We start from the raw sequence: 21888 nt of genomic DNA, 5'->3' as shown, positions 1-21888 counted from the left end.
GCTAATATTGTAAGGCCTTCTTCATATGGCGACGAAATCAGTGATCGACGAATTCGCCGCCGGCATCGTCATTAGAACAAGCGTCTACCTGACAGGATGTCTGGGCGTACTACTCACTATCGCGATCCTGTTTCGTCGGTTTGATCCTCCCGACGCAGCGCGGCTGACGCTGCTTGAGGAAAGTCTCGTCCTGCTGGCTACGCTGGCTTTCACCTACGTCGCCGCGTGGTGTGCCGGCTCCCTCGCTGTTTCATCGACGAAGAATAGACTGCTGCGATCGAACGCGTCCAGTTATCGTCGTGGCGCGCCGCGCGATGAAGATCGCCAGCTGATAAAACGTACAACGGATACAACACATTTGGTGTCCGAGGAACGCGGGACGGTTGATCGAGAGAGACAACATGCGCCGTCGATCCAGGGCGGCCCCGACGCGGCCACGACTGCTTTGCGAATGGCAGTATCGCCTCCGGAGATAACCAGGCACAGCGTCGAAAGGGAATATCAGCGGCCCGTATAATTGAAACGGACATTGGGACAATCCCGATCAGGAGATTTAGCCAACCGCCAGCGCATCGTTGGAGAAAAATCGTCAAGCCGGTGGGGCCACGACCCGTTGGCCTCACTTCCTCTACAGCAATTGAGCAGGTCGCTTTGTTTTGCATTTTCACAGTCGATATCGGTGGAAAGCCCACTACGGTCCTGAACGCGCCGAACGCCAGCCACGCGCGGGCGATCTGCGCGCTTCCGGACTTCCGATCCGATCTGAAAGGACTGACTTCGGGAGGGACGCGGATTTGTACCGATGCATCGTGCATCACCGTGCGATCTGCGAATGATGCGGAAATTGCCGCATTTGAATACGCAACGAGAGACGCGCCAGCTACCGATTCAATCGTTTTCGTTTTTCTGGTTGAAGTGGATTGCCCATTCCCGGACGTGACGGTTGCCCAGTTACAGGAGCAGAATACACGCTAGGCGCATTGCGCCAGCAAACAGCAACTCGGTTCCTTGCTGGAAGAGGACCGCCATCACGCAGACAACAAAATATTCTCGGCATAGCCACGACGAGGGGCCCCCGTTAATTTTCACGCTATCCACCAGACGAGCCCGCTCCCGACCATGGGACACTTCTTCTGATGAGATCGCGGTGGACGCGATTCAAGCAACGAAGCGGAGTCTCGAACCATGCGCTACGAACTCAGCGATTATGAATGGATTACCATCAAGCTGACGCTGCCGGACAGGCCGCGCGGCGTTCAGCGGGTATCGGCGGGTAAACGTCCGTAGCGCGCTCGACGTATCTTTTCTTACGCTCAGGCGCCCGTGGGCGCGATCTGCCCGCAACCTATGGTCCCCGCACTGCCTGTTACAACCGCTTCGTTCGGTCGCGGCGGGCTGGCATCCGGGGCCAGATCATGGCTGCGTTTGCTGCCAATCATGACGCTAGGTTCAAGTGATTGATATAGCGTGACGCAGTGGCACGCCGCTGACAGAAACCTCGGGACTAACTTTGTTCTATTTTAAGGTTTCCTCCCAAATTAAATATTGCAGCACGAACGAAAAGTGAATCGAGCGCGAAGATTCTCACATGACGAGAACAAATATTTAATTTCGGGTTCTCCTCCCATCGGTGTAGCGCACAGTCCCCAGAGCGACCCAAACAATGCAGAAGGCATCGGGACCCTCTACCAATCCACGGCGCGACCGCCTGACCGATACCCAAAACTAACCGCCGTCTGCTCGCTCGATTTCTACCTGCGCCGGCGGCATGGCGCCAAGCCTCGGAAGAGGATCTATCGCAGTCCGATCGCCGCAGCGGCCGAACAAGCGATGGCCGCCCCGTTAGAACGCCTCGCTTGTGCAGCATGGGACTATCGCATCCTGGACTATAAAAGCCCTATGCAGCGCTCCTATGCTGGCGAGGCTTCAACGCCGGATGTCGCTACCCTGAAGTTCGGTGTCTCGGCCGCGACACCAGCCAGGCGGTAGATCTGGCGATCGTCTTGAGGCCGAAGGAACGACACCGATGCACGAGCGGCAGCGTTACATGCCCTGCAAGAATTTCTCAAAAGTCCGCGGCTACTGTCGGCCGACAAGATTCCGACAAGGTCCTGGATCTCGAAAATTCGAACGAGATAAGTTGGCATGCCGTCTTACCGGCCCCGGTAAGGGGTCACCCTGTGAATGCACCGTTGGATACGACGAATTTATCCAAGGCTTATGAATGATAGGTCGTGGCTGATTCAGCCCCATCTTTAGGATCTTTGGTATGACCCCCATCCCTCGCCTACGCCTGACGCAGGTCAGCATGGACCTGAAGAAATGCTTCGAGATCGGACAAAAGTTCCGCTGCAATCCTAGCGGCCTCCGCCGCACGATCAACATTGATACTCATGATCCCTCCGACAAGAACGCCGCTCAGATACGCATTTACTCTGACAATAAGATTCTTGGGTGAACAGTTAACTCCGGTGTTCAAAAGCGATGCAGGTCCTTTTGAGAGAACAATGAACTTGAGATTCGTCTTCTCACGTAGCAGGAAGTTGAAGAGGTTTTGGACATCTTATGCGTCATCTCAAACTCTCTCTCTGAGCTTTTCGCTCCCGGCAATTTTATACCTCACGAAATTGGGCAGGGTGTGTCAGTTAACGAACCGAATCGCTAACATCAGCCGATTCTTCTCAGTCGGCGGCGTCGCGCGGTGAAAGCAGGAAGTATCCTGAACGAAGCCGGTTCCCGCCGCGCCTTCAATCATAATCTCGTTCTCAAGCCCGAATTGTTGCCTTACGGCGGCTTCGCTTGCCGTGACCGAACCCAGCAACATCGCTAGCGGCTTTTTGTTATGCGAGCGTTTCATCATAACGTGCGCGCCAGAATGACGATCACAATCGGTTATGTAAAAGCTCGCATACACGAAGTTATATCCCTCGATGTCATAGTGGTAATCAATCACATGATGCTTCAACTGGCGCCGCTCTTCATCGGTTAATCCCGACGCGAAACTCCAGCTCAGTAGCGTCAGAATCTTGTGCGGCTCATGCCCCAAATACGCGCTCGCAATAGCGCGGAGCGCCGGGTCTTCAACCACCGCCTTGACGGCCGGGCAGCGCGAGGGATCGCGAATGCCCGCGACTGGAATTACCCTGCCATCGGAAGATATTCCGCGCACCACGTCCGAGTAATGAAAGGTCGGCCCATTCGGATCGTAAATGGCGTGAAGCGGCTCTGACGCAGCAAACGCTCTGATGTCAGTGACTATATCGGCCGGGAGATTTAGGCCGACAAAGACCGCGTCCGCTCGAATGGCCTTAACTATTTGGGTAACGTCAGCGTTTGGAAACAGCGTTTCTGTTCGCTCGTTGACTGCTGACCGGCGCGTAAAGCCAGCCGCTAGGCGCCGGACGCCGCTATAGGTCTTGCGGACGGTCTTGAACCGGCCAAGGACATAGTGAAGTTCGCCTTGATTGACTTTCCGTGCAATCGACTTGAGGTTCATGGCTGCTCTCCCCGCAATGATGGAAGATGAACATTGAACGAAACTTGCAAGCGCTTATGAAAGCCGTGACTGCACAATACGCCGAAAACGGCTTTAAATTCCAGGATATAAAAAGATTTGAAGAAAATGTAAGCTACCATAATATTTATCGTCGAGAAGTTGCGTGGGTGTCCTCATTGGCTAAAATATTGGGATGTTCGCAGAAAACCGGCGTGTTGGACCGTTTCGCTACGGGAGTCGATGACTTGGCCGAACTCTAGTCGCCGCTCCAGAGCACGAATCCTAGCGGCCGATTGCTCCACTCCGCCTGCTCTGCCGTCATGGTACCACGTCACTCGATACGCTGTAGGGCAGCACGATCCGCATATCTGCGGAGCAGGCAGCCGAGGCGCACCGCGAAGCTGGCGCCTTTGCGCGCGCCGTGCGCCGCAGAGACTGCTCAAAAGTCCGAGACCATCCCTATAGCGACACTGCCTCGGGGCGCTACGGCCGAAGCCGATCAGCACAGCGGTACCCAAGTCTGTCTGGTGGCCGGAGAAGACTGACCGCAAAGTGGGTGGATATGTGTCCGACATATATCCGTAATCAGACAATTCCAAAACGTGCGCATAGCGCGCGTAACTTTTGAGCGACGGTCTTGTCCAGCGACATCCGATTTCATGTCTGATACCGGACTGACAAACTGCGGTCTGCAGAAGTTTGGACCAATCTGAACGAGAGTTTTCCGGTTAGGCTAATACCGAAGGGGAGCCCGGCCGATGAAGAAGTCCAAGCTCAGCGATCAGCGATCGCCTTTGCGGTGCAACAGGCAGAGACCGGGACGCCGGTTGCCGATGCGTGCTGCAAGCTGCGATTTCAGAAGCTCGGCGCGGCCTATATCGAGCCGCTGTCCCTCAAATCAGTCGCGGACCTGTTCAATGTTCGCACTGTGCTCGTCGAATTGGTCACCGGCCTGGTCAACCCGACCCTACGTCAAACCATCTGGAAGACGCCGCTGGACTATCAGACCCGCGACATCCGCCGGTTCAGCGCCGACCCGATGGCCTCGACGCTGAAGGCGATCCGGCAGCGCAGGCCGAACGCCGCGGTCAAACATCTCGGTCAACTTCTGGAAAGTGATCGCGACCGCGCCTTATGCGCCCTGTCGCGCATTCGTGGAGAGACGTTCGATCCAACGGCATTGTCGCGCAGCGATGAATACGGCGGCTTGCCGGTCGACACGGCCCGCAGCTAGAGATTCTACGTGCCTGAGCCCTCCCTCCCTCATGGACTGCTGGCGGGTTCGAAGACTGACGCGGTCGTTCCAAAACAAGTTGCGGGTGCGCCTCATCGCTGATGCGCACCCGACAATGCGCGGCCTTAAACGGCGTCCTTCACCACTTTCAGCGGCGAAGCCTTGACCGACTTGCTGGCAGGCTTGGCCGCAAATTCCATCGGCTCCTTGGTGAACGGATTGACACCGCTGCGTGCTTCCGTCGCTGGTTTGTTGACGACGGACATCTTGACGAATCCGGGGATGACGAATTCGCCGGATTCATTCAACTCCTTGTATCCGACGGTCGCCAGATGGTCGAATACCGACTTGACGTCGTTCTTCGAGATTTGGCTGGACTCTGAAATCGCTTCGATAAGCTGCGTTTTGGTCATTTTAGGCATCGGAAAGTTCCTTCTGATTCGCTAAGGCCGACATTAGGAACTCTCGCGAGGATGTGAAATCACCACTGTGGGGCCTCTGTATAACTTCGATTGCAGACGGTATTGAGTGCTTCCACAAGCTGCGGATCAGCTATTCATCCTTCACTCGCCGCCCTGTGCGCCGCTGCATAGCAGACCCATGAACAGCGGACGCGCATAGAGGCAGGCCACGTTGTCGATCGTCGCGCCGGGAACCCAGCGCTTGATCGAGGCTGACGCATTGATCATGCCATTGATCATCTGCGCGGCGATGGCCGGATCGACCGGACGAACAGACCCGTCCGCAACCCCGTCGACGAGCGCGCTGGCAAAATGCTCGGACAGCCGGTTCATGGTGCGGATAGTCTGCTCTGCCGCTGCTTCGGGCAGGCCGCTTCGTGCAGTGATGCGCAGCAACGGGCCATCCCGGGACAATTGATAGCTCACCAGTGCAGCGGCGGCGGCGCTCAACTTCTGCCATCCGGATTCGCATCCGTCCGCCGCGGATTGCGCACGGCGTATCACACCGAATGTCCGCTCGAAACAGGCGATAATCAGATCGTCCTTGTTCTCGTTGTGATGATAGAACGAGCCCTTCGTCACTTTCAACGCGGCCGATATCTTCTCGACTGAGGCTCCGCGGGATCCCTGCTCGTTGATCAGGCGCGTCGCGACGCGAAGAAACGCATCAGGTGAAATATCGTCGAGCGCCGACGGACCAGCGAGCGTCGGCAGCGCCGGCGGCGCCCAGACCGCCTTTGCTGGGCCGAAGCCGCGCAACAGGATGTCGCTGGCATGTCCAGCTGCCCGGGCATATCCGGTCACTTCGTAACGATGTACCCAGACGCGCGCCCATTGAGTCAGCGTGAATAGCAGATGTGCCCGCGCATTGCGTTCTGCGCGCGTGAGACCGAGCCGTTCTTCCGGGCCCATCAGGCCGCGGACACGTCGGAACATGCGGGCATAGACCGTGGCGACATCCTCGCGCATCGCGCTCAGCGCATTCACCTCGGAGAAGTTGACGAATTCCGGTCGCAGGCCAGCCTCGACATCGGCTAGCAACTGAAAGAACCCAGTGACGAAGGCCGTGATCCGCTGTTCCGGCATCTTCGCCCTCTCCGCCTCCGCGAGCAGCGCGTCGAACACCGCGACGGAGCGAAGCACGCAAGCGAGTGCGAGATCCTCTTTCTTGCGATAGTAATAGGTGACGCTGTTGGTCACGAGCCCGACGCTCGCCGCAACATCTGACAGCGTGGTGCCGCGAATGCCACGTCGGTTAAAGAGACGGGCGGCCGCATCGAGAATGGCCTCGCGCTTCTCGATGAAGCGGCGGGTCTGCCCCTCGTCAATGATCGGCAGATCACTCATGCGATTCAGTCATGGAGATGGATACATACCGGCTCGGCTGCGCGACGTTCAAGCCACTGCCGCAACACCGGACTGCACGGCATCCGCACGTGTCGCGCCCTGCACCGCGTGCGGCAATGCAGTACGATCTATGCCGGTCACCGCCGGATCGTGCAAGTGGCACGCTGAGGCGCGGCCATTCCCCATCTCCCGCAGCGGTGGATCGACCTCGGCGCAGACCTTCATCGCCATCGGGCAGCGCGGATGGAAGCGGCACCCCGACGGCGGATTGACCACGCTCGGCGGTTCGCCAAGGATTACCTGCTGCGGTCGAAGCGCCTCGGCCGACGGACTGGGGATCGGGACCGCGGCCAGAAGTCCCTGCGTGTAGGGATGCAACGGTGTCTTGTAGAGTTCGTTGCGCGGCGCGATCTCGACGATACGGCCGAGATACATCACGGCGATGCGGTGGCTGACATGTCTTACCACGGCCAGGTCGTGCGCGATGAAGAGATAGGAGAGACCCAGCCTCTCCTGCAGTTCCTGGAAAAGGTTGACGACTTGGGCCTGGATCGAGACGTCGAGCGCAGAGACCGGCTCGTCGCAGATCAGGAGTGCGGGATTGAGCGCGACGGCGCGCGCGATCGAGATGCGCTGCCGCTGCCCGCCGGAAAATTCGTGCGGATAGCGTTCCGCCATATCGGGCCGCAATCCGACCAGCCGCAGCAATTCCTGGATCCGGGCGCGATACACCTCGCGTTCGGTATCCACGCCGTGCACGAGCAGGGGCTCGCCGATGATGTCGCCGACCCTCATGCGCGGGTTGAGCGACCCATAGGGGTCCTGATACACCATCTGGATGCGCCGCCGGACAGCGCGCATCGCTTTCGCGCCGTAGGATGCGATGTCCTTGCCTTCGAATTCGACTGTGCCTGCGGTGATCGGCGTCATGCGCAGGATCGCAAGGCCCGTCGTCGACTTGCCGCAGCCAGACTCGCCGACCAGCCCCAGCGTCTCGCCCTTGCGCACTTCGAACGACACCCCATCGACGGCGCGCACGCTGCCGACCTGCTTGCGAACGACAACCCCCTTGAACAACGGAAAGTGCACCTGCAAGCCGCTGACCTTGAGGATGGGCTGATCGAACTGGTCAGGTACTCCACGCATCGGCGTTCACTCCCTTTGCAACGTCGGCGAAACACGCCCGAAAATGCTGCCCGTCGATATGTTCGAGCGGCGGCGATTCCTGCCGGCAGCGTTCGCCGACATAACGGCAGCGCGCCTGAAACGCACAGCCCTGCGGCAAGGCCGACAGATCCGGCGGCTGGCCCTCGATCGGCACCAGACGCTCCTGGGCGTCCTGATCCAGCCGCGGGATCGAAGCCATCAGGCCGAGTGTGTAAGGATGGCTTGGGCGCTCATAGATCTCATGCGCGGTGCCGCTCTCCACGATGCGGCCGGCATACATTACGCAGACCCTGTCGGCATAGCGCGCGACGACGCCGAGATCATGCGTGATGAGTACAAGCGCCGCTTTGGTTTCGCGCGTGAGGTCCTTCAGCAGCGACAGGATCTGCGACTGCACGGTGACGTCGAGCGCGGTCGTCGGCTCATCTGCGATGATCAGCTTCGGTTTACAGGCAAGCGCCATCGCGATCATCGCGCGCTGCCGCATGCCGCCGGAGAACTGGTGCGGATAGGCCGTGACCCGGCTCGCAGCGTCCGGGATGCGCGCGCGTGACAACAACTCACCGGCCTTGGCGATCGCCTTCTTCCAGCTGAGCCCATGATGCAGTTGCATCGGCTCGGCGATTTGCAGCCCGACCGTCAGCGACGGGTTGAGCGACGACATCGGCTCCTGGAAGATCATCGCGATCTCGTTACCACGGATCGCACGCATCTCCTTGTCGGAGAGCTTCAGCAGATCACGGCCGTTAAACAGGATCTCGCCGGATTTGACCCGACTCGGGGGCGACGGTATCAGCCGCAACAATGACAGCGCTGTTACGCTCTTGCCGGAGCCGCTTTCGCCGACGATCGCAAGCGTCTCGCCGGGGGCAACCGAGAACGACACACGATCCACCGCACGGAGCGCCGAGCGACCGACGCCGAACTCGACCGCCAGATCGCGCACTTCGAGCAGCGGCCGCGGCCGCAATGCGGCATCCGTCTGAGGGGATGTACCGGCATGTGGGGCGGTCGGTTCGTTGGTGTCGAGCAGAAGTTGCGTCAATCTCGGCTCCTGGGGAAAGTGCGCTTCAGGGCGAGCCATCAAGGTCCCGATGCCGCACGGATGCCGGCATCGGGGAGTTTGATCGCCGACGGTGCGAGCTTCAGAAGCCCATCTTCTTCTTCATATCCTGGTCGATCCAGATCCGCGCATAGATCGGTCCCGGTCGCACCGCTCCGGCACGGAGTTCACCGGCATAATTCTTCACCCACGGCCACCAGGCCGAATAGATGTACGGCGTCGGCAACCAAATATACGGAGCCTTGTCGAGAATCTCGATCGTCATCTCCTTGAGGATGGCCCGACGCTTGGTCTCGTCGCGCTCCTGATAGGCCACCTCCATCTTCTTGTCGTAGGCCGCGTCCGCATATTGCGACGGATTCCAGGTCTGGCCCGTCACGAAGCTCTTGCGGATTGTCGTGGTGGGGTTGGTGTGACCGTTGTTCATCAGATAACCAGCCGCATTGGTCTTCGACGTCATGGCCGACAGGAACGCGCCATATTCCATCGGCTGGATCTCGATCTTGACGCCCACGCGTTCGAGATAGGCGCCGATCAATGGCAGGAGATCGAGATGGTCGACCTGACAGGTGCAGACCTGCACCTTGAAGCTGAAGCCCTTCGGCACCCCGGCTTCGGCCAGCAGCTTCTTGGCCTTCTCGGGATTATAGGCGAACAGTTCCTTCACCGTCTCCGGCATCGCGCTGAGCGGTTCGTAATAGCCGTCATAATCAGGATGCTGCGGATAGGAGAACAGTTCGGCATGGCCGTTGTAATAGGACTTGACGATCTCCTGCTTGTCGACGGCAAGGTTGAGTGCGCGGCGGACGCGGATGTCATCGAACGGTTTGGTGTCAACGCGCATCGCAAGGAACTGGCCGTTCATGGACAGCCATTTTGACCACTTGAGCTGCGGCACGCTCTTCTTTAACTCTTCCATGTCGGTCCAGCGCACGAGCTCGGCAATATCCAGCTTGCCGGTGCGCAGCGCTGTCGTCACCGTCGCCTCGTCCTTGATGTTGCGATAGACGACCTTGTCGACGAAAGGCAGCTTGAATTCCTCGCCGCCGATCTTTTCCTTATCCCAATAGACCGGATTCTTCGAATAGGTGTTCTGATTGCCCTGGACGTGGTCGGTGAGCAGGAACGGACCGGTGCCGTTCAGGTTCTTCCAGTTGTTGGCGCCGGCATCGGCGACTTCCTTCGGATAGATGCCGGAATAGTAACCCCAGCCAAAGCGGTAATCCCATTCGGCATTGTAGGATTTCAGGCTGAACACGACGGTATGCTTGTCGGTCGCCTCAACCTTCTCGACGTGATCGAAATAAGTCGCGATCTTTTTCGGACTCTTGTCGAGACGCGTATAGCTGAACACGACGTCATCGGCGACGAGTTCGCGCGACGCCATGATACCGGGCTTCTCCGGGAACATGACACCCTTGCGCAGCTTGACTTCGATGCGGAGCGGATTTTCCTTCATCTCCCAGCTTTCGGCGAGTTCGCCGCGCACCGCGTCGGACGGAATCCAGGCATCCGCATAGTACGGATATTTGCCGCCGTTCCTCTTGGACTTCGAGAGGTCCGCTGAGAACAGCTGCTCGTAGAACTGCCCGGTGTCGTGGTTGACCTTCCAGTTCCAGTCCGCAGGATCCCAGGACAGCACGTTGAGCGCACGGTTGACCGTCGCGACTTGCAACGTACCGCCATATTGCGGCTTCTCCTCAGCCTGCACGACCGCCGCCGCACCGAACGAGACCGACAAACCCACCGCCGTCGCCAACAACCATGTCGTGAACCCGCTCTTCGATCTATTTGTGTTCACCAGCACCTCCCGTTTTATCATTCGCCGCGGCCTTTCCGTTGGCAAAGCTCGCCGAAATCATTCATTTCTCATCGCGATCCGCGCATGCGCGGATCCAGCAGGTCGCGCAGGGCGTCGCCGAACACGTTGGTCGCATAGACCACCAGCGTCAGGCAGAGGCCGGGCGCCAGCGCCAGCCATGGCCCCTGCAGCATGTAGGTCCGGCCGCTACCGGAGAGCATGCCGCCCCATGTGGGCGCCGGCGGCGGCACCCCGAGTCCGAGGAACGACAGGCCGGACTCAGCCAGGATCACGAAGCCGACGCGAGTCGTGAACAGGATGATGATCGGCGGCATCACATTCGGCAGGATGTGGCGGATCAGGATGCGCGGCAGCGACGCGCCCATCGACTGCGCCGCGTTCACATACATGTTTTCACGCACCGAAATGGTCGCGCCGCGGATGATGCGCGAACCGCCGATGCCGAGCAGTAGCCCGAGAATACAGATGATCGGCACGAGCCCCGGCCCCACCACGGATACGACGACGATCAAGACGATCAGATCGGGAAAGCTCATCCATGCATCGACTAACCGCTGCACGATCATGTCGAAGCGGCCACCGAGGTAACCCGTGAGAATGCCGACCACGACGGAGATGATCGTTGCGATCCCTGCGCCGCAGAAGCCGATGATAACGGACAGTTGCGCACCATACAGGCAGCGCGACAGCACATCGCGCCCCAGATTGTCAGTGCCAAACGGGAACTGCCAGGACGGCGGTTTCAGCCGATTGATCGGGTTGATCTGGTTGTAGCCATAGGGCGCGATGAAATCCGCGAACAGGCCGCATAGCAGGAATAAGATGAAGATAACGGCGCCCGCCGCGCCGAGCGGCTTCTCGCGAAACAGCCGCCCGATGAAGGCCCAGGTCGGCGAACGTCGGCGTGGCGCCGGCGCCACGGCGGTGTCAACCACGAGCGTCATCAGCGATACCTCACCTTGGGATCGAGCAGTCCATAGCTGAGATCGACGATCAGGTTGATAACCATCACCGCTACGCCGACCACGAGGAATACGCCTGCTACGATCGGATAGTCACGTTGCGTGACGCCTTCGAGCAGCAGCATGCCCATGCCGGGGATGACGAAGATCTGCTCGATGATGACCGCGCCGCCGATCACCAGCGGCGCCTGGATGCCGACCAGCGTGACGACCGGGATCAGAGCATTGCGCAGCGCATGCCGCGTCACGATCGTCCATTCGCTCAGCCCCTTCGCCCAACCGGTGCGGATGTAATCCTGCCGCAGGACCTCGAGCATCATCGTACGCGTCAGCCGCATGGTAATCGCAGACAGCGACATACCGAGAATAAGCGCCGGCAACAGCATGTGGCGGATGCTGCCGATCGGATCGGTCGCGAACGGAATGTAGTTCAGTTCGGGCGACCACCCCCACCAGATCGCAGGAAATACCATCACCATAGTGCCGGTCCAGAAGGCCGGCACCGCCAGCATAAGGATCGACAACGAGCGCATTATATAATCACCAGCGGTGTCCTGGCGCAGCGCCGAATAGACGCCGATCGGTATCGCGATGACGAGGCCGATCAGGATGGCGAGGAAGCCGAGGCCGAAAGTGACCGGTAGGCGGCTGAGGATCTCGTCGAGGACCGGCGTGTTGTGCCAGAGCGACTGGCCGAGATCGCCCTGTAGTACGCCGCCGACCCAGCGGAAGTATTGGATATACATCGGCCTGTTGAGACCGAGCGCCTCCTCCAACTGCGCACGATCTTTGGCGCCGGCAGAGATGTCATTCTGCGACATCATGAGGTCGATCACATCGCCAGGCACGAGACGCAGCGTGACGAACACGATGAGACTCGCGAAGAAGATGGTCGGAACCAGAGCCAGCAGACGGCGGGCGGCATAGGCGCGCATCAGCGTAGCGCTTCCGATATGAGGCCCGAACTGCACGAACAATGGGTACGCAGACATGACGAAATGGCAGCGCAACGCTCGTCGTGACGTGCAATGGCGCGTGTCATGGACATGCATACCCATTCTTCTAATAGGAAATAGCCACCCATTAGATTCATGTTTCCACCCTTTGAAGCTTATAGATGCGTGCATCTTGCTTCTTGATTGAAACATCCTATCGCTTCTAAAATCAAAATGTAAACTGCGACCGAAGCTCACGCAGGGTAACATGCGGGCGCGGCCCGTATATTTGCGGAGTTAGCACCCATGAGCTGCGACAGCGGGTCGCATGAATTCGCGCAAGGACGCATATGCAGCGATGGATGCTGCACTGCGACTTCCCGGTTCTTGCGATCGTTCGCTCGCACTTATTTTCGACACCGCAAAGGTTCGAGTCTATAACTGGCGCACAGCCATCCATTCGAGATGGCACATGAATGCGACGATCGCATCGGGAGAACGACAACAATGAAGACTGCATATGCAGCCCGCCAGACGCCCTACACGCTTGCGCCCGAAGACACGCTGAACGACCTGCGGATGTCGGAGCAGGTTCGGCCGCTCTACGACCATGTCCGCAAGTTCATCGCCACGACCGTAGAACCGATGTCGCATGAGTTCTACGGTGCCGGCGAGAAGAAGACGGACCGCTGGTCGTTTACAACGGAGCAATTGGAGATTCTCGGAAAGGCCAAGAACAAGGCACGGGAAGAAGGCCTCTGGAATTTCTTTCTGCCGGATGCCGAAACCGGCGAAGGCCTGAAGAATCTCGATTACGCGTATATCGCGGCCGAACTTGGCAAAAACCCGCTGGCGTCGGAGACGATGAACTGCTCCGCGCCGGATACCGGTAATATGGAAGTTATTGAGCGCGTCGGCACAAAAGAGCAGAAAGAAAAGTGGCTGAAGCCGTTGTTGGCAGGCGAGATTCGTTCGGCCTACGCGATGACCGAACCGAATGTCGCCTCATCGGATGCCAAGAACATCTCGACGTCAGCGAAGCTTGTCGGTGACGAATGGGTGATCAACGGCGAGAAGTATTACATCTCCGGTCTCGGCGATCCTCGCTGCAAGATCATGATCGTGATGGTGAAGACCAGCCCGGACGCCGCGCCCAGCAAGCAGCAGTCGCAGATCCTCGTCCCCGTCGACACGCCCGGCGTCGAAATCATCGGCCCGATGCATGTGTTCGGCCACGACCATGCGCCCCGCGGCCACATGCATATGCGTTTCAATGATGTGCGTGTGCCCAAGGAAAACATGCTGCTCGGCGAAGGGCGGGGCTTCGAGATCTCGCAACTCCGTCTCGGCCCCGGCCGCATTCATCACTGCATGCGCACCATCGGCAAGGCCGAGAAGGCGCTCGACATGATGGTGGCACGCGGCCTGACGCGCGAAGCCTTCGGCAAGAAGATCGCGCATCTCGGCGGCAACCTGCAAATCATTGCACAGGCGCGCTGCGAGATCGAGGCCATGCGACTGATGGTGCTCAAGGCAGCGAAGGCCATGGACGTGCTCGGCAACAAGGAGGCGCGGATCTGGGTCAGCATGGTCAAGGCCATGGTCCCCGAGCGCGCCTGCAAGATCATCGACCAGGCGATCCAGATGCACGGCGCTACCGGCATCTCGCAATGGACCCCGCTGGCTGAAATGTACACCGACGTCCGCCATCTGCGCTTTGCGGATGGTCCGGACGAGGTGCACTGGATGGTCGTTGGTCGTCACGAATTGACTCTCTAAGCTCCAGCGGGCTGCCGTTGGGCCAAACCAACGGAAGCCCGCAAACCAACGGCAGCCCCCCGCTCTTAGTCGACCTTGCCTACCTCACGGGCGGTGCTGTCGTGCGCGGTATTGGGTTCGATAGCCGTCGCACCGATGAACGCGTGGTAGCTGGCGACCTAGCCGCTCTATCGGCAACCGTGATGGCGGCGATCCACCCGAAGATGGAATTATCCCCACCGCCTTCCGAGGTTGTGGCCGACTACCGGACCGCTGTCGGCGAGCAGTCGGCGCGAGCCTGGACGTTGATATACCGCTGGACAGAAACTGGACGTCGGCGATCCTGGTGCCCGATGCAATCATTGCCTGGCATACGGTCCAGAATAATAGCAGTGCTGTTCGCGTCAAAGATGTCGAGAGCCGCGCTCGAAAGGTTGGTGGCCAGCAACGCGCGATGGCGCGGCGCCGCTTTCTCCAGTGCGCTTATCCCTGTCGTCGCAAGAAGCCGGTGATCGTCACCGTTTGCCAGATGCCAGCGGCGAAGAACGGATCGGCGTGATGAAATTTCTCAATGGCCGCGCGGTCGGCGGCCTCGACGAGAAACAGACTGCCAATCATGCTCTGGCCATCATCGGCTGTCAGCGGACCGGACATGACGATCGTCACGTCATAGGCGGATGTGTCGAACAAAAAGGCCTTGTGAGCCTCGTAATGAGACAAGCGCTTGTCGAGCGCCCCGGCATGATCGACGGCATGGATGGCAAACAGCATACTTAGCTCCTGAAAAGCAGAAGACGGCCGCCGTTCCGCGGCGACCGTCTTGATGGTAACAGATGTTATTTGGTGCCGAGCTTAGCAGCCTCGTCCCAGCTCGGGCAGGTCCGCGATTCCAAGGGCACATCGTAGGGCTGATAGTTCTCCTTGCCGATTACGGTGGGTTTAAGAACGATCTCGGTGATCACCGGCTCGTTGCGCAGCGAACGAATGGCGATCATCATGCCGAGGCATCCCTGCATGAAGCCATTGTAGTCGCCGCTCGCCAGCAACTTCCCGGACTTGATCGCGTCGATCGCCTCCTTGGTGCCATTGACGCCAATGACCTGGGCCTTGCGATTGGCACCATCGAGCGCCTCGATCGCACCGATCGCCATCGCGTCGTTGGCAGCCAGCACACCGTCGATCTGGGTATTTGACTGCATGAGGTTTTCCATAACCTGGAGCGCCTGCAGCCGCTGATAGTTGCCTGGCTGCGACGCAAGCAGTTTGGCCCCCGGGTTTTCCTTCAGGGCGTCGTTGAAGCCGCGAACGCGGTCGATGCTCGTCAAGGAACCTTTGACGCCCTCAATGATCACGAAACTTCCCTTGCCGCCGAGCGTCTTAAGCAGATAGCGTCCAGTCTCGAGGCCCAGGCTGTAATCGTCGGCGCCGACAAAGGCGACGAACTTGCCGCCGGCAGAACGATCCGTCACGTTCACAACCGGGATCTTTGCGTCATTGATCTTCTCGACGCCGGGGACCATCGCCTTGTAGTCCACCGGGATGAAGACGATCGCCGATGGCTTCTTCACCACCACGTCCTCAATCTGGCTGAGCTGCTCCGGAATGCTGTCCGGCTTTGTCGGGATATAATGCAGCGTCTTTGCCTTCATCGCCTTGGCGGCTGCGTCGGACCCGACTCGCACGGTCTGGAAGTAAGGATTGGTCTGGTTCTTCGTGAACACCGCGATCGTCTCGCCGTCGGCGAACGCGTGAGATGAGAGTGATGTCGTCAGAAGCAGTGCAGCAAGCGCGCCATAGGCTTTCTTCATAGTCGTTCCCTCCGTCTTGTTTTTAAGATCGAACACTTACGCCGCACGGCGCCGTGTTTTCATATCCAGCCATACTGCCAGAATGACGATGACGCCGGTCACCAATGGCTGCCAACTCGCGTTGACCGACAACAGGTTCATGCCGTTGAGGACCAGGGTCAAAATGAGTGCGCCGACGAACGTGCCAAACACCGTTCCGAGACCACCGAACAGTGAGGTGCCCCCGATCAGAACCGCCGCGATCGCCGGCAGTGTCAGGCTTTCTCCGATGTCGGCCTCGGCTGAGTTCAGCCGCGCAAGAAAAATGATCGAGGCGAGCCCAGCCATCGCCCCCGACACTGTGTAGACCAGCAGAAGCCGGCGAGCGACGGGAATGCCCGACAGCCGCGCGGCGACCGGGTTGGCGCCGATGGCATAGATTTCCTGTCCCCATGTGGTGCGCTGCGCGAAAATGGTTCCGATCGCGAGGAAGACCAGCAGCAGATAGACCGGGATCGGAAGACCGAGAAAATAGCCACTGCCGATCTGGCGAAAGCCAGCCGGGAAGCCATGCATGGTCTCTCCGCCCATGTACCAGTAGGTGATGCCGTGCAGCACCCACAGCATTCCGTAGGTCGCAATGAAAGATGGGATCCGAAGCGCCGTGACCATCACGCCGTTCAGCATCCCCACCGCGCCACCGACGCCGATGCCCGTCAGCACCCCCAAGGTCGGCGAGCCCGTCTGATGAATCACCGTTCCGGCAACACAGGCGGAAATCGCGACATTGGCCCCAATCGAAAGGTCAAGGCCACCTGTCAGCACCACCAGCGTGAGGCCCGACGCAATGAAGAACAGCAGACTCGCCTGACGCAGGACGTTGAGGATGTTGCCGACACTGAAGAACGAGTTGGTCAGGATGGTTAACGCCGCACAGATCAGAAACGCGGCGAGCAGGCGATAGAACACCTGGATCATCTCGTCGGAGAGCAACATTCTTCTGCCTGAGATCGGGTTTGAGATATCGGTCATGATCGGCTCCGCAATCCATCGACGAACAAGGCTGCAATTACCAGCAAGCCGACGCTTGCCACCTGGATCGAAGACGGCAGCGCCAGCAGGTTCAATCCGTTACGCAACACGCCTACGGCGACCACGCCGAGCAAGGTGCCGAGCAGCCAGCCATTGCCGCGTTCGAACGACGTGCCGCCGACGGCAACCGCTGCAATGGCATCGAACTCAAGACCGAGGCCAGCAGTCGGATGGCCGGAATTCATCCGCGCGGTCATCAGGAGACCGGCCAGACCGACCATGGCGCCGCCGAGCGCGTAGACGAGGATCAGCAAGCGTCGGGCCGAGATGCCGGCGAATTTCAGTGCTTCACGGTTGCCGCCGAGCGCGAAAATGTAAGTCCCGAAACGCGTGTGGTAGAGTAATCCATGGAAGGCAAGGTAGCTTCCCAGTCCCAGCACGATCGGAAGCGGAACGCCGCCGAGCGTTCCGGAATAGACGCCACGAACGGCGGCTGGCATGCCGACGACGCTCTGGCCATCGCTGACGATCAGCGAGAGGCCCTGTGCCATCCCGAGTGTGCCCAGCGTGGCGACAAAGGGAGGAATACCGACAACGGCCACCAGCCAGCCGTTGATCGTCCCGAACACGATTCCGACGGCCAGAGCCGCAAGCAGGCCGAGCAGCAGCGAGCCGGTGGCCAAAGCGACGATGGCGACGATCAGCGATGTCAGCGTCAAGACCGCGCCCATCGACAGGTCGAGACCTTCGGTCATGATGATCAGCGTCATCGGCAGCGCCAGCATCAACAGAATCGTCGATTGGACGAGCACATTGGAAATGTTCGGCACCGTCAGGAAGCCCGGCGTCATCAGGCCGAAGACGACACATAGCAACACCAGCATGACCGCAACACCGGGAATTCGCTGAAGCGGATTGGTGTTCAATACCATCGCTTGTTCACGCATGATGCATCCCCAACTTCACGATGTTCTCTTCACTCAGTTCGTGGCGTGTCAGTTCACCCGCGATCCGCCCATCGCGCATGACATAGGCGCGGTCGCAGACGTGGCAGATTTCCGCCTGCTCCGATGAGATCATCAGCGCAGCGGCACCATCTGCGACCAGTCGGTCGATGAGTGCAAATATCTCGGCTTTGGCTCCGACATCGATGCCGCGTGTCGGTTCGTCGAAGATGAACAGCTTGGCGCCCGCCGCCAGCCACTTGCCGATGACAACCTTCTGCTGGTTGCCGCCGGACAGAAGACCCACGGCCTGCTTGTCCGATGGCGTCGCGATCCTCAACTGCCGGATCAGATCATTGGCCACTTGCCTGGACCTCCCCTGATCGAAGAGGCCGCGCGGAAAGATCTTGCGTAGCGCGGAAACAATCAGGTTGTCTCCGACGGAGCGGATCAAAGCCAGACCTTCCGCCTTGCGGCTTTCCGGAATCAGCGCGAGCCCCAGTCTGGCAGCTTCGTCCGGACCACCGGATTTCTCCTGACCGTCAAACAGGAGCTGTCCCGCGGTCGCCTTGTCGGCTCCGAAAATGGCCCGCACCACTTCGGTGCGCCCCGAGCCGACCAGCCCGCACAGCCCGACGATCTCGCCTTGCCGTACCACCAGGTCGATGCCTGCAATGCCGGAGGCAGACGAGAGGCCCTTCACCTCGAGCATCACCTTGCCCGGAATCTGGGCGAAGGTCCGTGGATAGCTCATATCGACGCTGCGACCGACCATCATCCGGACCAGATCGTCCGATGACACGGCCCCGGGTTTCACTTCATCGATCCGACGCCCATCGCGCAGCACCGTGATGCGGTCACCGAGCGAAAACACCTCTGCCATGCGGTGCGAGATGTAGATGATAGCGACGCCGTCCGCCTTGAGCCGCGCGATCAGTGCAAACAGCAATTCCGTCTCGCGATCGGACAGCGCCGCCGTTGGCTCATCCATCACGAGAATTCGCGCGTTCTGGCTGATGGCCTTCGCAATCTCCACCATCTGCTGCTGGGCGACGCCCAGCTTCTCGATACGAATTGACGGATCGATGTCAAAGCCGATCGAAGCCAGCACTTGTTTAGCGTCGGCGAGGATGCGTTTGCGATCGATCGTGCCTGGGATGCGACCTGCAGGTTCGCGCCCAAGGAAGATGTTCTGCGCAATATCCAGATAGGGGACGAGCGAAAATTCCTGAAAGATCACTGCGATTCCGAGCTTCTGTGCATCGGCAGCGGAGGAAATCTCAACCCTTTGTCCCTTATGATAGAACGAGCCGCCGTCGGCGCGGTACGCACCGCAAAGCACTTTCATCAAGCTTGATTTGCCTGCTCCGTTCTCGCCAAGCAGCATGTGCACCTCGCCTGGCCAGACCGAGAACGACACATCGTCGAGTGCCTTCACTCCCGGGAATTCCTTGGAGATGCCGCGCAGTTCGAACAGCGGCGGCGCCGCTTGAACGATCGACCCGGCAGCCTTGGGCTGTGCAAGTTGCGTCATGCCAGCACCGCTGCATTGGGCAAGAAGATCTTGCCGGGATTCATGATGCCTTTCGGATCAATCGACGCTTTAATGCCGCGCATGATATCGACAGCGTCGCCGAGCTCGTCCTGCAGGAATCCGATCTTGCCAGTGCCGATGCCATGTTCGCCGGTGCAGGTGCCTTCCATCGCGATCGCCCGCGCCACCAACCGCGCATGCAGCGCCTTGGCGCGCGCCACTTCGTCGGCGTTGTCCTGGTCGATCAGGATCAGCAGATGGAAATTTCCATCGCCGACATGGCCCACCACGGGCGCGATCAGTCCGTTGGCATCGATGTCGCGACGCGTTTCAGTGAGGCATTCTGTCAGCCGCGAGATCGGCACGCAGACATCCGTGATCATGGCCTTGGCGCCAGGCTTCAGGCTGAGACCTGCATAGAGCGTGTTGTCGCGGGCATGCCACAGCTTCGTCCGGTCTTCCGCCGCACGCGCCCATTGGAAGCCCTGGCCGTCATGTTCGGCGGCGATCGCCTCCGCCAGTTCGGCCTGCTCCGCGACACTCGCCTTGGTGCCGTGGAATTCGAAGAACAGCGTCGGCGCCTCGCGATAAGCAAGCTTGGAGTATCCATTGATGCCGCACATCATGACTTCATCCAGCAGTTCCATCCGCGCGACCGGGATACCCGACTGGATCACTTCAATCGCGGTATCTATCGCCTGATCGAGCCGCCCGAAACTGCAAACGGCGGACGAGATCGCCTGCGGCCATGGATGCAGTTTCAGAGTAATTTCAGTGATGACGCCGAGGGTGCCTTCGGAGCCGACGAACAGCCGCGTGAGATCGTAGCCGGCTGACGACTTGCGGGCGCGCTGGCTGGTACGGATCGTCCGCCCATCCGGAAGCACGACTTCGAGCGCCAGTACATTGTCCTTCATGGTGCCGTAGCGGACCGCCATGGTTCCGGACGCACGCGTTGAGGTCATTCCGCCGATCGACGCATCGGCCCCCGGATCGATGGGAAAGAACAATCCAGTATCGCGCAGATGCGCGTTGAGTTGCTTGCGGGTGATGCCGGGCTGCACGACGACATCGAGGTCCTTGTCATGCACCTGGAGCACGCGGTTCATCCGCGCAAAATCGATGCAGACGCCGCCAGCCACCGACGCCGCATTGCCTTCGAGCGAGGTGCCCGCGCCGAATGGAACGACCGGCATGCCGAGTTCGCTGCAGAGCTTCACGATCTCAGCGACTTCCTGCGTGGTCTCCGGAAACACCACGACATCCGGTGGACGGCTGGCATGATAGGCCTCGCTGCGGCCGTGATCATCGAGCACGCCGCGCGCAATCGTCGCGCGTGCCCCTACGATCTCGTTCAGACGGACCACCGCCGTCTCGGCGCTCACTGGCGCTCCCATAGCATCCTCCCCTTCCATATCAGCGCTCAGGCTCTGCGGCCCTTGATGCGCATTGTTAGCTAGACAGCGCGCGCCTTGTTGGCGTCTGGCTTCAAACCGAAATCGTAATTCAAATGATAGTAAGGCGTGTTCTGCATGCGCCCGTCGGGGGCCTCGCCGGCATCTTTCCGGGCGAATTCACGAATGAGCGTATCCTTGACGCCGAACACGACGTCCGAGTTGAGATACTTGTCGCCCGCGACGAAGACGTGAGTTACCAGCTGCTCGAAGCCGAGGGCGGAAATCATGAAGTGCACGTGGGCGGGCCGCCACGGGTGACGTCCCTGAGCTTCAAGCATGTCACCGACCGGCCCGTCATGTGGGATCGGATAGGCCGCAGGCTTGATCGACCAGAACCGGAAGCGCCCTTCTGCGTCCGCATGAAACCGCGCGCGCATTGCAAGATCACCGATCTTGTCGAGCTGCTGGACGTCATAATAGCCGTCGTCATCGGAATGCCAGACGTCGATCGTGGCATTTGCGATCGGCTTGCCGTCCGGCGTCGAGACTGACCCCGTCACGATCATCGGATCGCCCTCCATGCCGCCGGAGATGTCTTCGCCAAGATTTTTCTCCGGGGCTGCCTGGACAAAGAACGGCCCGAGCACCGTCGTATCCGTCACGCCATCTTCGGCGCCATGATTGATAGCATCGACCAGCATGGACACCCCGAGCGTATCCGAAAGCAGGATGAACTCCTGGCGCTTATCGTCGCACATGTGACCGGTCCGCGTCAGGAATTCGATACCCTGCTCCCATTCCTTCTGGGTTGGCCGCACCTCGCGGATGAAGGCGTGCAGATGGCGCACCAGCGCCTCGCTGATCTGCCTGATCCGCGGCTGGCCGGCATCGGTGATGCGATCTAGTACGGCATCGGTGATGGTGTTCTCGTTGAAATTCCGCACGGCCT

At 59.6% G+C, this 21888-nt stretch carries 19 protein-coding genes; 4 read left to right on the top strand and 15 right to left on the bottom strand.

Going from position 1 to position 21888, the window contains the following annotated elements; genetic code table 11:
• Positions 1-25 precede the first annotated feature (25 nt).
• Positions 26-517 carry a hypothetical protein gene (locus CIW50_RS22240; RefSeq protein ID WP_149533364.1) on the top strand — a complete coding sequence of 164 codons (492 nt, stop codon included), beginning with the start codon at positions 26-28 and terminating at the stop codon, positions 515-517.
• Between the two features lie 2124 nt (positions 518-2641).
• On the opposite strand, the gene CIW50_RS22230 is transcribed toward CIW50_RS22240, so the two are convergent.
• Positions 2642-3496 (bottom strand): phytanoyl-CoA dioxygenase family protein, encoded by an 855-nt coding sequence (locus tag CIW50_RS22230; RefSeq protein WP_149533363.1) that lies wholly within the window; start codon positions 3494-3496, stop codon positions 2642-2644.
• A 26-nt stretch (positions 3497-3522) separates the two neighbouring features.
• Between CIW50_RS22230 and CIW50_RS22225 the strand changes: the two genes are divergently transcribed.
• Positions 3523-3756 (top strand): hypothetical protein, encoded by a 234-nt coding sequence (locus CIW50_RS22225; protein ID WP_149533362.1) that lies wholly within the window; start codon positions 3523-3525, stop codon positions 3754-3756.
• Between the two features lie 539 nt (positions 3757-4295).
• The gene (locus CIW50_RS22220; protein ID WP_246664403.1) at positions 4296-4730 is read left to right on the top strand and encodes a hypothetical protein; all 435 of its coding nucleotides are present in this window, start codon (positions 4296-4298) and stop codon (positions 4728-4730) included.
• A 125-nt stretch (positions 4731-4855) separates the two neighbouring features.
• Here CIW50_RS22220 and CIW50_RS22215 read toward each other — a convergent pair whose 3' ends face one another.
• The 7 genes from CIW50_RS22215 to CIW50_RS22185 all read right to left on the bottom strand — a co-directional run bounded on the left by CIW50_RS22215 (position 4856) and on the right by CIW50_RS22185 (position 12544).
• Positions 4856-5152, bottom strand: a complete 297-nt coding sequence (locus tag CIW50_RS22215; protein ID WP_149533361.1) for an HU family DNA-binding protein — start codon at positions 5150-5152, stop codon at positions 4856-4858.
• Positions 5153-5293: 141 nt separating this feature from the next.
• Positions 5294-6538 carry a TetR/AcrR family transcriptional regulator gene (locus tag CIW50_RS22210; RefSeq protein WP_149533360.1) on the bottom strand — a complete coding sequence of 415 codons (1245 nt, stop codon included), beginning with the start codon at positions 6536-6538 and terminating at the stop codon, positions 5294-5296.
• A 48-nt stretch (positions 6539-6586) separates the two neighbouring features.
• Positions 6587-7684 carry an ABC transporter ATP-binding protein gene (locus CIW50_RS22205; protein WP_149533359.1) on the bottom strand — a complete coding sequence of 366 codons (1098 nt, stop codon included), beginning with the start codon at positions 7682-7684 and terminating at the stop codon, positions 6587-6589.
• Positions 7668-8675 carry an ABC transporter ATP-binding protein gene (locus CIW50_RS22200; protein ID WP_502707530.1) on the bottom strand — a complete coding sequence of 336 codons (1008 nt, stop codon included), beginning with the start codon at positions 8673-8675 and terminating at the stop codon, positions 7668-7670. Before CIW50_RS22200 ends, CIW50_RS22205 begins: the two co-directional genes overlap by 17 nt.
• A gap of 175 nt (positions 8676-8850) precedes the next feature.
• Positions 8851-10569: an ABC transporter substrate-binding protein gene (locus CIW50_RS22195; RefSeq protein WP_197738390.1), complete on the bottom strand. Its 1719-nt coding sequence runs from the start codon at positions 10567-10569 to the stop codon at positions 8851-8853.
• Positions 10570-10637: 68 nt separating this feature from the next.
• Positions 10638-11534 carry an ABC transporter permease gene (locus CIW50_RS22190; protein ID WP_149533356.1) on the bottom strand — a complete coding sequence of 299 codons (897 nt, stop codon included), beginning with the start codon at positions 11532-11534 and terminating at the stop codon, positions 10638-10640.
• On the bottom strand, positions 11534-12544 hold the full coding sequence (locus tag CIW50_RS22185; protein ID WP_246664402.1) for an ABC transporter permease: 1011 nt from the start codon (positions 12542-12544) through the stop codon (positions 11534-11536). Before CIW50_RS22185 ends, CIW50_RS22190 begins: the two co-directional genes overlap by 1 nt.
• A 450-nt stretch (positions 12545-12994) precedes the next feature.
• Here CIW50_RS22185 and CIW50_RS22180 point away from each other — a divergent pair, with 450 nt between their 5' ends.
• A complete protein-coding gene (locus tag CIW50_RS22180; RefSeq protein WP_149533355.1) occupies positions 12995-14266 on the top strand; it encodes an acyl-CoA dehydrogenase family protein in 1272 nt (423 codons plus the stop codon).
• Positions 14267-14728: 462 nt separating this feature from the next.
• Here CIW50_RS22180 and CIW50_RS22175 read toward each other — a convergent pair whose 3' ends face one another.
• From CIW50_RS22175 to CIW50_RS22145, 7 genes are all read right to left on the bottom strand, one after another.
• Positions 14729-15016 (bottom strand): YciI family protein, encoded by a 288-nt coding sequence (locus CIW50_RS22175; RefSeq protein ID WP_149533354.1) that lies wholly within the window; start codon positions 15014-15016, stop codon positions 14729-14731.
• Positions 15017-15081: 65 nt separating this feature from the next.
• Positions 15082-16053: a sugar ABC transporter substrate-binding protein gene (locus tag CIW50_RS22170; RefSeq protein ID WP_149533353.1), complete on the bottom strand. Its 972-nt coding sequence runs from the start codon at positions 16051-16053 to the stop codon at positions 15082-15084.
• Between the two features lie 36 nt (positions 16054-16089).
• Positions 16090-17064 (bottom strand): ABC transporter permease, encoded by a 975-nt coding sequence (locus tag CIW50_RS22165; RefSeq protein WP_149533352.1) that lies wholly within the window; start codon positions 17062-17064, stop codon positions 16090-16092.
• Positions 17061-18011 (bottom strand): ABC transporter permease, encoded by a 951-nt coding sequence (locus tag CIW50_RS22160; protein WP_149533351.1) that lies wholly within the window; start codon positions 18009-18011, stop codon positions 17061-17063. Before CIW50_RS22160 ends, CIW50_RS22165 begins: the two co-directional genes overlap by 4 nt.
• On the bottom strand, positions 18004-19542 hold the full coding sequence (locus tag CIW50_RS22155) for a sugar ABC transporter ATP-binding protein (protein WP_149533350.1): 1539 nt from the start codon (positions 19540-19542) through the stop codon (positions 18004-18006). The genes CIW50_RS22160 and CIW50_RS22155 overlap by 8 nt, the downstream gene beginning before the upstream one ends.
• Complete coding sequence (locus CIW50_RS22150) at positions 19539-20939, bottom strand: FAD-linked oxidase C-terminal domain-containing protein (protein ID WP_149533349.1); 1401 nt, start codon at positions 20937-20939, stop codon at positions 19539-19541. The genes CIW50_RS22155 and CIW50_RS22150 overlap by 4 nt, the downstream gene beginning before the upstream one ends.
• A 59-nt stretch (positions 20940-20998) precedes the next feature.
• Positions 20999-21883, bottom strand: coding sequence for an intradiol ring-cleavage dioxygenase (locus tag CIW50_RS22145; protein ID WP_149533348.1), 885 nt, complete (start codon positions 21881-21883; stop codon positions 20999-21001).
• Between the last annotated feature and the right edge of the window lie 5 nt (positions 21884-21888).

It is taken from the genome of Tardiphaga sp. P9-11 (genome assembly GCF_008329525.1).
Taxonomy (GTDB): domain Bacteria; phylum Pseudomonadota; class Alphaproteobacteria; order Rhizobiales; family Xanthobacteraceae; genus Tardiphaga.
Note: the sequence above shows the minus strand (reverse complement) of the source record. Positions and strands in the feature narration are given on the sequence as shown.